The sequence below is a fragment of the Pseudarthrobacter sp. NBSH8 genome, assembly GCF_014217545.1.
Classification (GTDB): domain Bacteria; phylum Actinomycetota; class Actinomycetes; order Actinomycetales; family Micrococcaceae; genus Arthrobacter.
Window position 1 is genome coordinate 2,802,645 of record NZ_CP043178.1, and the last position, 13,794, is coordinate 2,816,438.

Consider the following 13,794-nt stretch of genomic DNA (forward strand, 5'->3'; position numbering starts at 1 on the left):
AACAGTCACACCGACGATCGGCGGGATCATGACCTCCAACCCACTCAATCCGTCCAACGGCGACGATGCGCCGAAGGATCCGTTGACCGAGATGCTGCAGAACCTGATGGGCGGCAAGGGCATGGAAAACTTCGACCCTGCCGAACTCGCAAAGGCAGCCGGCCTGCCGAACGACCCCAATCTCCTCGCGCAGATGTTCTCCCAGGTCCAGGCCATGATGAGCGCCCCGTCCGAGGGGCCGGTCAACTGGCAGCTCGCGCACGAGAACGCCCGCCGGGTTGCCGCCAGCAGCGCCGACCCGTCCGTCACGTCCCAACAGACGCGCGAAGTCGACGAGGCCCTGCGACTGGCCGAAATGTGGCTGGATCCCGTGACCGACCTGCCTGCCACCGGCCTGATCGGCCGTGCGTGGTCCCGCGCTGAGTGGGTGGAAGCCACCCTTGGAACATGGAAGCGGCTGACCGAGCCCGTCGCCAACAGCATCGCCAACGCTCTCTCCAGCGCCATGACCGAACAGATGCCCGAAGAGATGAAGTCCATGATGGGCGGGGCCTCGTCCATGCTGCAGAACATGGGCGGCGCGATCTTTGGGATGCAGCTCGGGCAGGCCATCGGCGCACTGTCCGCCGAGGTTGTCAGCTCCACCGACATCGGCGTTCCCCTGGCCGACCTGGAAATGGCGCTCCTGCCGGCCAATGTGACCAAGTTCGGGGAGGGCCTGAGCCTCCCCGAGAACGACATCCGGCTGTTCCTCGCCGTCCGCGAGGCAGCCCACACGCGGCTGTTTGTCCAGGTTCCCTGGCTGCGCGGCCACCTGCTCGGAGCCATCGAGGCTTACGCCCGCGGCATCCACATCGACACTTCCAGGATTGAAGAGCTGGCCCGCGACCTTGACCCCAGCAACCCTGAAGGCATCCAGGAAGCACTCTCCCAAGGTGTCTTTATGCCGCAGCGGACCCCCGCACAGGAGCAGGCGCTTGAAAAACTGGAAACCGCCCTTGCCCTCGTTGAAGGCTGGGTGGACGAGCTCACCGCTGCGGCCACGGAGAAGCTGCTGCCCTCCGCCGGCGCGCTCCGGGAAACAGTCCGGCGTCGCCGTGCCACTGGCGGTCCGGCGGAGCACGCGTTCTCTTCCCTGGTGGGACTGGAACTCCGTCCCCGCCGCCTGCGCGAGGCGGCCACGTTGTGGGCCGCGCTAAAGGACGAGCGCGGTATTGCCGGACGCGATGCCATCTGGCAGCACCCGGACCTGCTCCCCACCGCCGAGGACCTCGATGACCCGCAGGGCTTCAGCGGCCGCCGCAAGCTGGCCGAGGCCAGCGACAGCGAAGTGGACGATGCCCTGCAGAAGCTGCTGAGCGGCGGCTTTGACGACGCCCCGCAGGATGATTCCGACGCCGGCGACGACGGGGACCGGCCCGCAGCCGATGGTGAGCAGCCCAAAGGTTAGCCAGACCGCGGGTTCGTTCCTGATGATGTCGGTGTCCTTGGACGGATTCTTCGAGGCGGCCGACCGTGACATCAGCTGGCACCTGGTGGATGACGAACTCCTCCGCCACTAGAACCGGCAGTCCGGAGCCTCTGAATCATTGCTGGCCGCGGCCAGGCCCCGGGAGGTGGCGAAGGAGACGCCTTCCAGGAATGCCTTGGCCCGCATCGTGTCGGGGTAGGCCTCCAACAGCTTCCAGAACGCGGCATTGTGCCCGGCCACCAGCAGGTGCGCGAGTTCGTGCAACAGAACATAATCGATGACCCACTGCGGCATGGGCCTGAGCTTGTCGGAGAGCCGGATGGATCCTTCCGACGGCGTTGCGGAGCCCCAGCGCGAGTTCTGGTTGCTGACCCAGCGGACCGACGTCGGGACTGCCCTGCCGCCGAAATACCGGGCCGAAAGGGCTGCGGCGTGGGCGGCCAACGCAGTATCTGTGGCTGGCTGCCTACTTCCTTTGCGTGAGCGACGCTCCCCCTGGCGGTGCAGCTTCTCCAGCATGCGGTGCACCCATTCAGACTCCTGCGCGGCGGTGAAACGGGCCGGAATGGCCACCACTGCTGTCCCGTTCTCCCAGAAGGCAGCCACGGTCCTGGTCCGGCGCGCCGACCGCCGCACTTCAACGCGTGCCCCGTCCGCCGTGGTGAGGGGAAGGGCGTCCTGTCCTGCCGGCCGCCGGGTCACAGGGTGGTGCTTTCGACGAGCACCCGCAGCACGTCTTCGCCGTAGCGTTCCAGTTTGGACGGACCCACGCCTGCCAGAACCGCCAGTTCCTCCAGCGTGGACGGTTTGGCCTCCGCGATGGCGGTCAGCGTGGCATCCGTGAAGACCACAAACGCCGGCACTTCCGCGGCCAATGCAATTTCCTTCCGCCACTGCCGAAGGGCATCGAATGTCTGTTCTTCGTAGCTGGGGGGACAGTCGTTACAGCGGCCCACCTTCCGTTCGGCGCCACTCGCCAGCATGCTCCCGCAGATCCTGCAGGTGGCGGGGGCCGCCGATTTCCGGCGCGGCGCCGGCCCTTTTCCGCGGGCGCTGGAGCTGGCAACCGAGTTGGGCCGGAGCCCGTCGAGGAAGCGTGAGGGTTTGCGGTTGGCCCGGCCGCCCGGCGTGCGTGCCGTGGACCAGGAAAGCGACAGGTGCTCGCGGGCCCGCGTGATGCCCACGTAGAGCAGCCGGCGCTCCTCATCCACGGCTTCGGGTGTGTCCGCGAAGGAAATGGGCATCAGGCCTTCGCAAAGGCCCACCAGGAACACGGCGTCCCATTCGAGACCCTTGGCGGCGTGCAGCGAAGCCAGCGTCACACCCTGGACGGTGGGGGCATGCTGCGCGAGAGACCGCTCCTGGAGTTCATTAACAAAGTCACCGAGACTGAACTGCTCGCCGCGGACATGGACGAGCTCGTCCGCAAGGGCCACTAGCGCCGCCAAGGACTCCCAGCGTTCGCGCAGCGCGCCGCCGTTATGGGGTGGAGCCTCCGAGTAGCCCAGCGAGGCCACGATGTCGCGGACCAGTTGGCCGAGCGGTTCCGGTGTCGCGGTTTCGGCGACGGCCCTGGTGGCCGCGCGCAGCTGAAGGATGGCGTCGCGCACTTCCTTGCGTGCGAAGAAACGCTCACCTCCTCGGAGCTGGTAACTGATCCCGGCCGCAGCGAGCGCCTGTTCGTAGGCTTGTGACTGCCCGTTGGTGCGGAAGAGGACAGCCACTTGGCTGGCGGGAGTGCCGGCGTCGAGCAGTTCCTGGATCTTGATGGCCACTGTGGCGGCTTCGGCTTCATCGTCGGTGCATTCGGTGAACTGGGGCACCGGCCCCGCCGCCCGCTGGGCCACCAGTTGCAGCGGAGCCGCCCAGGCAGCATCGGCCACCGGTCCGCCGCCGCGACGGGCGGCAAGGAGATCGTTGGCCAGCTTGACCACCTGTGGCGTGGAACGGTAATCCCGGATCAGTTTCACTACGTTGGCCTCGGGGAACTGGGCTTTGAATCCCAACAGGTGCTTGGGCGACGCGCCGGTAAACGAGTAGATCGTCTGGCTCGCATCTCCGACGACGCACAGCTCGTCCCGCCCACCAAGCCACAGTTCCAGGAGTCGCTGCTGCAGCGGCGAAACGTCCTGGTACTCATCGACCACAAAATGCCGGTATTGCTCGCGGACGGTGGCCGCGACTTTCTGGTCCTCCTGCAGGATCCCGACGGTAATCAGGAGTACGTCCTCAAAGTCGATGACGTTGCGGTCGGTCTTGACGTCCTCATAGGACTGGAAGACCCGGGCGACGGCGGTGAGGTCGAACCCGCCCGGGGTTCCCCTGCCCTGCGCGTTCTCCAGGTAGTTGGCCGGGGTGAGCATGGACACCTTGGCCCACTCGATTTCGGAGGCGAGGTCGCGGATGGACGCGCGGTCCGTGCTGAGCCGGAGGCGACGGGATGCTTCGGCGATCATCTGGGCCTTGTGGTCCAGGAGGTTGGGCAGGGTGCCGCCGACCGCCTGTGGCCAGAAAAACTGCAGTTGGCGCAAGGCGGCGGCGTGGAACGTGCGTGCCTGCACATTGCCCACGCCGAGGTCCCGCAGCCTGCTGCGCATTTCCGCTGCGGCCCGGGCCGTGAACGTCACGGCAAGGAGCCGCTGGGGGCTATACACGCCGGAGTGCACGCCATAGGCAATCCGGTGCGTAATGGCCCGGGTCTTGCCGGTGCCGGCACCGGCGAGGACGCACAGCGGCCCATTCAGCGTGCTGGCGACCTCGCGCTGTTCAGCGTCAAGTCCCCCAAGGATTCGTTCCTCAAGGGACTCGGCACTGTCAAAATTCTCTGTGGTCACTTCTGCTGCTCTGTTGTCGCGACTGCCACGTGCTGGCGTCTGGCCAATGGTGATGCCTGTTCCGGGTGTCAGATGTCCGTGCGGTCCATGATTCGGCCCCCATACCAGTGCTCAATCAATGAGCGGGCGATGGACAGCCGGCTGGAGATAGTGATTTCACCGGTAAGCACGGCGTCCTGGAGTTCCTCCCGGCTGAACCAGCGCGCACGGGTTACCTCCACGCCGTCGGGCCTTGCCACGGCGTCTTCGGTGATGGCGGTAAATCCAAGCATAAGGGAGGCCGGGAACGGCCATGACTGCGAGCCCAAGTACTGGCATCCCGTGACCCTGACGCCCACTTCTTCGTGGATTTCCCTGACGACGGCCTGTTCCAGGGATTCGCCTGGTTCTACGAATCCGGCCAGCGTGGAGTAGTTCTTGGCGTCAACCGGCCCGCCGCCACCGAGCAGCAGCCGTCCGTCCGGCCCTACAACCGTGACGATGATGGCCGGATCCGTCCGCGGATAGTGTTCCGAGCCGTCCTCGGGGCAGCGGCGGACCCAGCCGCCGGCCTCCACTGCTGTACGGACCCCGCAACGGGGGCAATGCGTATGGCCGGCATGCCAGTTGGCGATGGCGCTGGCCTCGACGAACAACGCCGTGTCAGTGGGGTTCAGGACGGCAGCGATGTCGCGGAAGCCCGCCCACTGCGCATCATTCGGGATTCCCGCAGTGCCGGGCCCGGCAGGTTCGGAAAGGATAACGAGGACCACTTCGGTGCCGGCGGCAAGATCCGAGCCGTCCAACGCGGCGCCAAGATAGATGACCTGCTCCGGGGCTGAGCCGCGGTCCCGCAGGTCAGCGAGCAATTGGGCCGCTGCGGGCAGCAAGAGCTGGTTGCCTTGTACCAGGGCCTGCCGCCCGGCTAGGACCACCGCCCGAGTATGCTCGATGTCCAGCAATTCCTCAACCATGCCTGGCCGGACACGGTCGGCGGAGCCTCGGTCAACGGCAGCAGGGAGGACCGGCAGCACGGTATCGAACAGGTGGTTGGCCGGCAGCTGGATTGCCTGCGGCTGGTAGGCCGGTATAGCGGACTCCGCATGACTCATGTGTCCACCGTACTGACTCGGGCTGACAATTTACATTCGGCGGGGCCATTCGGCAAGGACACGTGGCGTGGGCCTCCACACGGTGTGCCGAGGCCGACTTTTGCAGCATATCTGGAGACTCGCCGCCGCACATCGTTGTCTTGGACGCCACTCAATCTACCGTGGAACGGTGAGAAGAAAACCGATCGAACTGGCAGCCGTGGCAACCGCGGCAGTCCCCGGGCTGACCCCTACCGCCGTTAGCTCCGCTGCGGACGATCCCGCGGATTTCGACTCCGCGCTGCTGCTGGATTCGGAGGGCAAGCAGTGGCGGGTACGGTCCCCGCGGCATGCGGAAGCAAGCGCCAGGCTCGAAACGGAGTTCCTCGTCCTCCGGGCATTCGCACCGGCCATCCGGGCCGAGTTGCCCTTCCTGATGCCCACGGTCGCCGGCAGCGTCCGGCTGGGCAGCCTCAGCACCTTTGTCTACTCCCATCTGGCCGGCAGCACGCAAAGTGTTGAGGAACTCACCGCGGGTCCCGCCACGCTTGCCCGGGAAATCGGGACAGCCCTGGCGGCCATCCATGATCTTCCGCACTCCCTGGTCAGCAACGCGGACCTGCCCAGCTATACGCCCAACGAATTCCGCCAGCGCCGGCTCAACGAGCTTGACCAGGCAGCCACTACCGGAAAAATCCCGGCGTCGCTGCTGCTCCGCTGGGAGCATGCCCTCGAAGACGTCTCGCTATGGCGGTTCAACCCGTGCGTTGTCCACGGCGACCTGCACGAGGACAACCTGCTCGTGGAAAGCAGCCGCGTCACGGCGGTTACGGGTTGGACGGACCTTCGGATCGGGGATCCCGCCGACGACTTTGCCTGGCTGGTTGCCTCGAATGAACAGGATTTCGTGGACGCCGTTTTGGCAAGTTACACCAGCAGCCGCCGCGACGTCCCGGACCAGCACCTGATCCGGCGGGCCGCTTTGTCTGCCGAGTTCGCGCTGGCGCAATACCTCGTCAAGGGCATAGCGGCCGGCGACGACGGGATGGTTGCCGAAGCCGAAGGCATGCTGGAAACGCTCGCGGCCGATGTCGAAGAGCACGGCGGCCAGGCCATCAGTGTCGAACCGCTGCCCGCCCCGGCCGACGACGCCGACCAGTCTCCTGCTGCCCACACCGCGACAGCGGGCAGGTCCCAGCAGGTTGGTCAGGCCGCTGCTCCGGCGGTGACCGTCGCCCCCGTACCTATCCTGTCAGCGGCGCCCATTCCGGTGGCGCCCGCAGTGGAAGTCAGCCGAATCCCCGCCGAGCCCATCCTGTCCGACGAAGCAGCGGCCCACGAAGAGCCTGACGACAAGCCGGCAGCACGTCCGTCCGCCGAGGACACGTCCACCGCGGCCATCAGCATCGTCGAAGTCAGGAAGCCCTGACGCCCGGGAGCCCTTCCTGACTTCAGGGCGCACTGACGTCAGGGCGCACTGACGTCGAGAGCGGCGGTCACGATCTGTTCAAGCTCCTCGGCAGTGCCCAGATCGTGCGGCCGAACCACTTGGTTGTCCGCAACGTAGAAGAAGGCGGCTCTGACGTCCTCCACTGCCACGCCCTTGAGCCGGGCCCAAGCCAGCCGGTACGCGGCGAGCTGCACCGATTTGGCCCTCAGCTGGGCGGCCGAGGGCCGGCGGCCGGTTTTCCAGTCCACCAGGTCCCACCTCCCGTCCCCGTCCTGGAAGACAGCATCTATGCGTCCACGGACCACAACGTCGCCCACGCGCGTTTCCACCGGCACTTCGACAAATGCCGGCGACCTGTCGGCCCATTCCGAGGCTTTGAAGGTGGCCACCATGGTGTCGAGGTCGTACGCGGCGTCAATGTGATCGTCGGAGCCGGGGGCCTCGCCAAGATCCAGCATGCCGGCTGCGCCGAAGTACTCCTCAACCCATGCGTGGAATGCCATCCCCTTCCGCGCGGACATGCCGGGCTCACGCGGAACAGGCCTTCGCAGCCGGCCCACTACCCCCGCCGGGTCCTCGCCAAGATCCACCAGCGTGGACGCAGAGATGTGGCCGGGCAGGTGAATGTCCTGCCCGGAAGCGCGCCGGGAACGCCGTTCCAGCAGCAAGGCCGCTTCCCTCGCCCAGCCAGCCGCATTGCCCCGGAGCCTTGGCCCGGACTCCGTGGCGGATGTATGTTCCAAAATTGTCGCCGGGTCCCCGGGAATCATGGCCTCCAAGGCGTCCCGGACACGCGCCGCGGCGTTCTCCATGGCCTGCCGCCTGCCGGGAACAACCCGCAGTCGCTCCCCGGTCCGCGCATCCACAGGGCCTTCGAGGGGGTCATAGGGCCATCCGGCGACCTCAGTTTCGGTAGTCAACGGGCTCTTCTCCGGCAGGGAGGCCTCGTCCACTGACGCCGGGTGCACCACGGCAGAGTTCGTTTCCGTGTTCCTTCCCGGAGCGCTGACAGGGCCGGAGCCGACAAGCTGTTCCAGTTCAGCGAGGAACGGTGACATCTCGGCACGCCCTGCCCTGGAGCCCACCCAGGCTGCGCTGGAGACCCAGAGGACGTGCTTTGCCCTGGTGTAGGCCACGTAGGCAAGGCGGCGTTCCTCACCCTCACCATGGACTTGGACCGCTGTTTTGAAGTCCTTTTCGGCGTCCACCCAGCCCTTCTGGTCCGGCTGGTCGGTATCCCATTGGGGCAGATCCGAACGGTCCCCGCGCAGCGGCCACGGCAGTGCCGCCGCGCCGCTGCTCCAGCGGGAATCCTTGTTGCTGGGGAAGGCACCGGCGTTGAGGCCCGGAACAAAAACGACGTCCCATTCCAGGCCCTTTGACGCATGGACAGTCAGCAGCTGCACAGCCTCGCGGTTGATATCCGACGGAGGAGCCTCAAGGCCGTTTTCCTCAGCCGCGGCGGCTTCAAGCCAGGCCAGGAACGCGAGGATGTCCACGCGGTGCGAGGTTCGCAGGAAGCCGGCTGCCGCGTCCTGAAAGGCATCCAGGTTTCGGCGGGCCTGGTGGATGCTGATTCCCGGGCGCGCTGCCACTTCGATGTCGAGCAACATGGCTCGTTCCACCTCACCGAGCAGCGTAGTGAGGTCGTCCCCGAGGTAGCCGCGCAGCTGCCTGAGTTCCGTAGAGAGCCTGCCGAGGCGGTCGCGGGCCTGGTCCGTCAACGACCGCCCGTGGGAGGAGGTCCAGTCTTCTCGTGGCAGCCAGTCCAGCGCTTCGACCAGGCTGGCACCGTCAGTCAGGTCGCTTTCGATGACGGTTTCCTCGGACGCGCCTGCGGACCCCTCCTCCGGTGTGGCAGCGCCGTCCGGGCGGCCGCGACGGCGTGCGAGCTGGCTGGACCAGTCTCGGAAGGCCATCAGGTCTGCCGGCCCGATCCGCCAGCGTGCGCCGGCCAGGAGGCGCATCAGGGAGTCCGAGCGTCCGGGATCGGCCAGCACGCGGAGCGTGGCCACCAGGTCAACGATTTCAGGGGTATCGAGCAGCCCGCCAAGCCCCACGATTTCGTAGGCAATCCCCCGCGCTTCGAACTCCCGGCGGATGGTTTCCATCTGGGCACGTCGCCGGCACAGGATGGCGAGTGCCGGTGGTACCGGCGTGCCGTCAGGCTCCCGTTCAAAGTCCGTGATCCGGTACTTCAGGACGTCCTCGGCAAGGACTGCGGCTTCGTCGAGGTCTGTGCCGAAGCGCCCCAATACCACCCGCCCCTCCACCGCGAAAGGGCTGGGCTGCAGGGGCGGCACATTCGCTGCCGCGGCAGCCGTGCCCGACGGAATAGTGCCGTCCGCAGCGCTGCCGGCAGGGGCCTTCTGGGCCTCGGCGCGCCCTAAGGCCTCTGACATGATGTTGGCGGCGGACAGAATGGCCCGGCCGTTGCGCCACGCTGTCGTGAGGTACGACGTAGGGGCGGGCATGAAGCGTCCCGGCCCGTCATACCCGTCCACGCGGACCGGGAATTCGCGGACAAAGTGGAAGAGCTGACCTGCCGAAGCACCACGGAAGCCGTAAATCGACTGGTTGGGGTCTCCCACAGCGGTGACCGCGTGGCCCTCACCGAAAAGCCGCGAAAACAGGACCAGCTGGGCATACGACGTGTCCTGGAACTCGTCCAGGAGCACCACCTTGTAGCGCTGGCGTTCCATGTCCGCTGCAAGGGGGATCTCACGGGCAACACGAGCCGCAAGTGCCACCAGGTCGCCGAAGTCCAAAGCTCCCCGTGACTTCTTGGCGGTGGCGTAGCGGCCCACCATGTCAGCCACGCTGGCCCTCGTCCGCAGCATCGCAGCGAGTTCACCGGCTGCCTGGGGGGCGTTCTTTTTCGCTCCGGCCATGTAGGGACGTTCTTCGAACTCGGCGAGCCGCGCCAGAAGCCAGGCTTCGACGTCGGCCGGTTCCTGCAGGTGCTCTGCGCACTCCCCCGCAAGCTGGATGACTGCCTTGACCAGCGTAGACTTGGCGGCCTTAAAGTGGCTGTAATCGCCGTCGAACGCTTCCACCACTTCGCTGGCGAGCTGCCAGGCCTGGGCCCCGCCAAGCAGCACAACGTCGCGTTCCACGCCCAGCCGCAGTCCGTAGTCAGAAACGATGCCACTGGCAAATGAGTGGTAGGTGGATACTTTGGGCTCAAGGGCATCGCTGCTGAGCAGCCCGTCGGGGAACACGTCATGCCGTGTGTCCTGGGCAGCGACCCGCTGCAGTGCCGTCAGCTTAGCCCGGATCCGGGTGGCCAGCTCGCCTGCTGCTTTCCTGGTGAAGGTCACGCCCAGGACTTCCTCCGGCCTGACCCAGCCGTTGGCGACGAGCCAGACCACGCGGTCGGCCATGGTGGCGGTCTTGCCGGAGCCCGCTCCCGCGATCACCAGCCGGGGAGCCAGGGGTGAGGAAATGATGGCGGACTGTTCGGGCGTCGGCGTATTCTTTTCGCCCAGCAGCCTGGACAGCTGCTCCGGGGTAAACAGTGGCGTTGGCACCTGGGGCTGGCTCATTCAGTGACCTGCTTTCCGCGGACACAGAGCGGACAGACCTCGGGGAGCCTGCAGCCGTGCCCCCCGTGGCTGCTCTTTGCCGGGTCGTGCCTGGCTTCGAAGCTGTTGCCGGACATGACGGCGGCCGCATCCGTGACCATGTCCAGCGCCCAGTTATCCTGGGCTTCCAGGGGATCCTGTTGCTGGACGCCGGGGCTCTTGGTGCTTGTTCCGAGCTGCGCCAGCACGGCGCCGCCCGGCACCGGGGAGCCCAGTGATGAGTCCGGCACTGGCGTGTCGGGTTCGGCTGAGCCGGGCAGACCGTGTACATCCGCGAAACCGCCCGCAAGGACCGCTGCCTGGTAGGCCCCCAACTGTGGATGGCGAGACAACTCTGTCTTGCCAGGCTGCCTTTTACCAGTTTTGAGGTCCACAATGACCAGCCTTCCTTCGCCATCGATCTCCAGCCGGTCAACCTGGCCGCGGAGCACGGCGGCGCGGGGAAGGTCGGTCCCGCCAGCCAAACCTTCGACGGACCGGGCATCGTGCTGCCCGGCGTCCGCCGGGGGAACGTCGGGCAGCCGGACCGCAAAGTCCTGCTCGACACCCAGCAGGCTCCGGCCCTCGCTCCGCATCACCAGGACGTACTGGGCGAGCTTACGCACCATTGTTTCGGCACGCTGGAAGTCGAGTTTGCCTTCCCAGTTGTCCTTCATGCCCAGGGTTGACCACCGGCGGATGAGTTCGGCGACGTACTCGCCCCCGGAGGCCTCCGGCAGGTCCTGCGCGATGGCGTGCACCAGCGTGCCCAGACTCCGGGCGAAGTCGGTGGCGGCTTCTCCCCCGGCCGCCTGCACAAACCAGTCGAGCGGTGATTTCTGCACGGATTCCACCTTCGACGGCGAGACGTAAACCGTCCCTCCGGGCGGGACAACCGGCTCAGACGTCGTCAAGGGCGGCAGGCCCCACCAGCTGTCCGGATGCGCTCCGGGGACGGCCGGTTCCACGGCGGCAAGTCCGGCCAGGACCCTGGCGGCTTCGGCGGCCTCGGGCTCATACCTTCCATCCAGCTGCGCGTATTGGCGCAGTTCTGCCACCAGGGCGCGAAGAGTCATGGGCCGTTCCACCGGGGTAAACCCCCTGCCCTCGGAGCCAGGCTCAAGCGGCGCCACATAGTCAAGGAAAGACGACGGCTGGTCATCCTCGGACGAAACTGCGGTGCAGATCAGGATCTCGCACGCCCTGGAAACGGCCGTGGAGAAGCTTCGGAGTTCGTCGTAACGGATTTCCCGCAGCCGGCTCAGCGGGTCCAGCTGCAATGCATAGCTGACCCCGTGCTCGACGGCGTCAGCGTACAGGCTGCTGCCCAGCAGCTCACCGCGGAGCCGGGTATTGGGCCAGACGCCTTCCTGCAGCCCCGCCACGATGACCACGGGCCACTGCCGCCCGGCAGCACTGGCCGGGGTCATCAGCTCGACGGCGTCGTCCACCTGCGCCCGCGCGGCCAGGGTATCCATCGGCAGCTCCTGGTTCAGGAGGTACTCAAGGAACTGCTCCGGCCCGGCGCCCGGCATCTGGTCCACGTAGCGCTCGGCTGTATGGAAAAGCGCCATCATGGCATCGAGGTCCCGGTCGGCGCGGGCGCCGTGGGAACCTCCGGTGAGGGCGGATTCGGTCCACGCGTTGGCCAGTCCGGTGGAGTGCCACAGGGCCCAGAGAACGGTCTCGGCGTTGGCTCCGGACTCGGCGGCGGCGCTCCGCCCGGCCTGGATCATGCGGGCGGTCCGGCGCGCGGAACGGCCTTCCAGGCCCAGGGTCGCCAGGGCCCCGGGTTCCGATAATGCTTCAACCAGCAGGGCGTCGCTGGTCCGTCCGCCGCCGCCCAGCAGTTCTTCCCGCCTGAGCGACTGGCGTAGCCGGCGCAGTTCAATTGATGTGGCGCCCCCGATCCGGGACGTCAGCAGCGCGACGGCTGCTTCCGGGGTCAGCAGGTCCGGATCCAGCGCAATGGCGTAGGCGTCCAACAGCGGGCGTACGGCCACCTCATCGCGGACCGCGGACTCGGCTATCGGAACGCGTACCGGGATCCCCTGTCCCGTGAGGTATCGCTGCAGCTCACTGAGCTGGCCGCCGTTACGCACGATCACGGCGATCTCGGCCAGGTCGCGGCCATGGTTGACGTGCTGGTCCAGGATGCGCTGGGCAACGTACCGCAGTTCGTGTACCGGAGACGGAACCAGGTGTGCTTCCAACGTTCCGGCGGACTGAGGTTGGGATTCGACGACGGCGGTGGGTCCGTGCGCGGTGCCCGCCGTGGGTTCGGGCTGCTCCAGCCGCCTGGCCAGCTGGCCGCCGGCACGTTGTGATATCCGGGACGCGACGCCGAGCCAGGCTTCGGCGATGGCGGGAGCATGCCGATGGGTGTGCCACAGCGGCCGCTCGATGACGCCGGCTTCGGTCGAAAGCAGCCGCGGCAGTTCCGCGACGAGATCTGGCCTGGCCCCGCGGAAGCCTTGCACGACGGTGTCCGGAGAGTAGGCGACATAGCAGTCCTTGCCGGCGGCGATATCGGCGAGAAGCTCAAAAACGGCGGGGTTTGCCTCCTGTACATCGTCCACCAGCACGAGCTGGAGACGATTCCGTTCCGCGGCAAGGAAGTCAGGCGCGTCCTGGAAGATCTGCCGTGCTGTGGTGATGATGCCGGCGGGGTCGAATGCCTCCGGCATGCGCAGGTCCAGTACGTCCCGGTACTCGGCGTACAGCGCCGCCGCGGCGATCCAGTCAGGCCGGCCGCACTGGTGGCCCAGCGCCTCCAGGTCACCGGCGGTCCGGCCGGATTCGATGATCCGGTCAAAGAGTTGGCGTACCTCGTGGCGGAAGCCCCGAGTCTCAAGTGCCGCTTCCAGGTCGACAGGCCACGGAAGTTCCAGGCCGGGCATCCGGTGGCCCTCCAGGAGCTCGCGGATAATGAGGTCCTGTTCCGGGCCGGACAGGAGCCGCGGCGCGCGCGGAAGCGGAAGGATTCCCTCTGCCTTCGCCCGCCGGATCAGGTCAAACGCATAGGCTGCCCAGGTCCGGGCCGGCGTGGTGCTGAGGCTCCTGTCCAGCCGTGCGGTGAAACGGTCGCGGAGTGAATCGGCGGCGAGGCGTCCGGGTGCCAGGATGAGGATCCGTTCCGGGTCAACGCCGTCATGCAGGGTGCGACGGACCGCGGCTTCGATCAGGACCGTTGATTTTCCGGTTCCTGGTGCACCAGGAACCAGGACAGGCCCGGAGCCGTGAGGCACGTCGACGGCGTCACGCTGGTCCGCAGACAACGCCGGAACGTCGGCGTGCAGCTGCCGCGGAGGCAGCAGACGCAGGCCCGTACCGCTGGCACGCCCGGCCGCGGAGGCGGGCCTGGCTGATGTGCGTCTGGACTTGGTGGGGTCAACTACGGGGATTG

Annotated in this window: 8 protein-coding genes; 3 read left to right on the top strand and 5 right to left on the bottom strand. The window is 66.9% G+C overall.

Annotated features, from left to right (window positions below; genetic code table 11):
• The first annotated feature begins 28 nt into the window (after positions 1-28).
• A complete protein-coding gene (locus FYJ92_RS12845) occupies positions 29-1,450 on the top strand; it encodes a zinc-dependent metalloprotease (RefSeq protein WP_185261061.1) in 1,422 nt (473 codons plus the stop codon).
• Positions 1,431-1,562 (top strand): hypothetical protein, encoded by a 132-nt coding sequence (locus FYJ92_RS19110; RefSeq protein WP_255482068.1) that lies wholly within the window; start codon positions 1,431-1,433, stop codon positions 1,560-1,562. Before FYJ92_RS12845 ends, FYJ92_RS19110 begins: the two co-directional genes overlap by 20 nt.
• On the opposite strand, the gene FYJ92_RS19335 is transcribed toward FYJ92_RS19110, so the two are convergent.
• The 3 genes from FYJ92_RS19335 to nudC all read right to left on the bottom strand — a co-directional run bounded on the left by FYJ92_RS19335 (position 1,559) and on the right by nudC (position 5,396).
• Entirely contained in the window at positions 1,559-2,173 is a 615-nt protein-coding gene (locus FYJ92_RS19335) for a M48 family metallopeptidase (protein ID WP_185261062.1), read from the bottom strand. The genes FYJ92_RS19110 and FYJ92_RS19335 overlap by 4 nt on opposite strands.
• Entirely contained in the window at positions 2,170-4,305 is a 2,136-nt protein-coding gene (locus FYJ92_RS12860; protein ID WP_185261063.1) for an ATP-dependent DNA helicase UvrD2, read from the bottom strand. Before FYJ92_RS12860 ends, FYJ92_RS19335 begins: the two co-directional genes overlap by 4 nt.
• 68 nt (positions 4,306-4,373) lie before the next feature.
• Complete coding sequence (gene nudC, locus FYJ92_RS12865; protein WP_185261064.1) at positions 4,374-5,396, bottom strand: NAD(+) diphosphatase; 1,023 nt, start codon at positions 5,394-5,396, stop codon at positions 4,374-4,376.
• A gap of 169 nt (positions 5,397-5,565) precedes the next feature.
• On the opposite strand from nudC, the gene FYJ92_RS12870 reads away from it, so the two are divergent.
• The gene (locus tag FYJ92_RS12870; protein ID WP_185261065.1) at positions 5,566-6,804 is read left to right on the top strand and encodes a macrolide 2'-phosphotransferase; all 1,239 of its coding nucleotides are present in this window, start codon (positions 5,566-5,568) and stop codon (positions 6,802-6,804) included.
• Positions 6,805-6,842: 38 nt separating this feature from the next.
• Here the strand turns inward: FYJ92_RS12870 and FYJ92_RS12875 are convergent, their stop codons facing one another.
• Entirely contained in the window at positions 6,843-10,370 is a 3,528-nt protein-coding gene (locus FYJ92_RS12875) for an ATP-dependent DNA helicase (RefSeq protein ID WP_185261066.1), read from the bottom strand.
• On the bottom strand, positions 10,367-13,711 hold the full coding sequence (locus FYJ92_RS12880; protein ID WP_185263798.1) for an ATP-dependent DNA helicase: 3,345 nt from the start codon (positions 13,709-13,711) through the stop codon (positions 10,367-10,369). The genes FYJ92_RS12875 and FYJ92_RS12880 overlap by 4 nt, the downstream gene beginning before the upstream one ends.
• Between the last annotated feature and the right edge of the window lie 83 nt (positions 13,712-13,794).

Coding starts and splice junctions, on each gene's coding strand:
- FYJ92_RS12845 (WP_185261061.1), top strand. CDS start 29: ATGACCTCCAACCCACTCAATCCGTCCAACGGCGACGATGCGCCGAAG.
- nudC (WP_185261064.1), bottom strand. CDS start 5,396: ATGAGTCATGCGGAGTCCGCTATACCGGCCTACCAGCCGCAGGCAATC.
- FYJ92_RS12875 (WP_185261066.1), bottom strand. CDS start 10,370: ATGAGCCAGCCCCAGGTGCCAACGCCACTGTTTACCCCGGAGCAGCTG.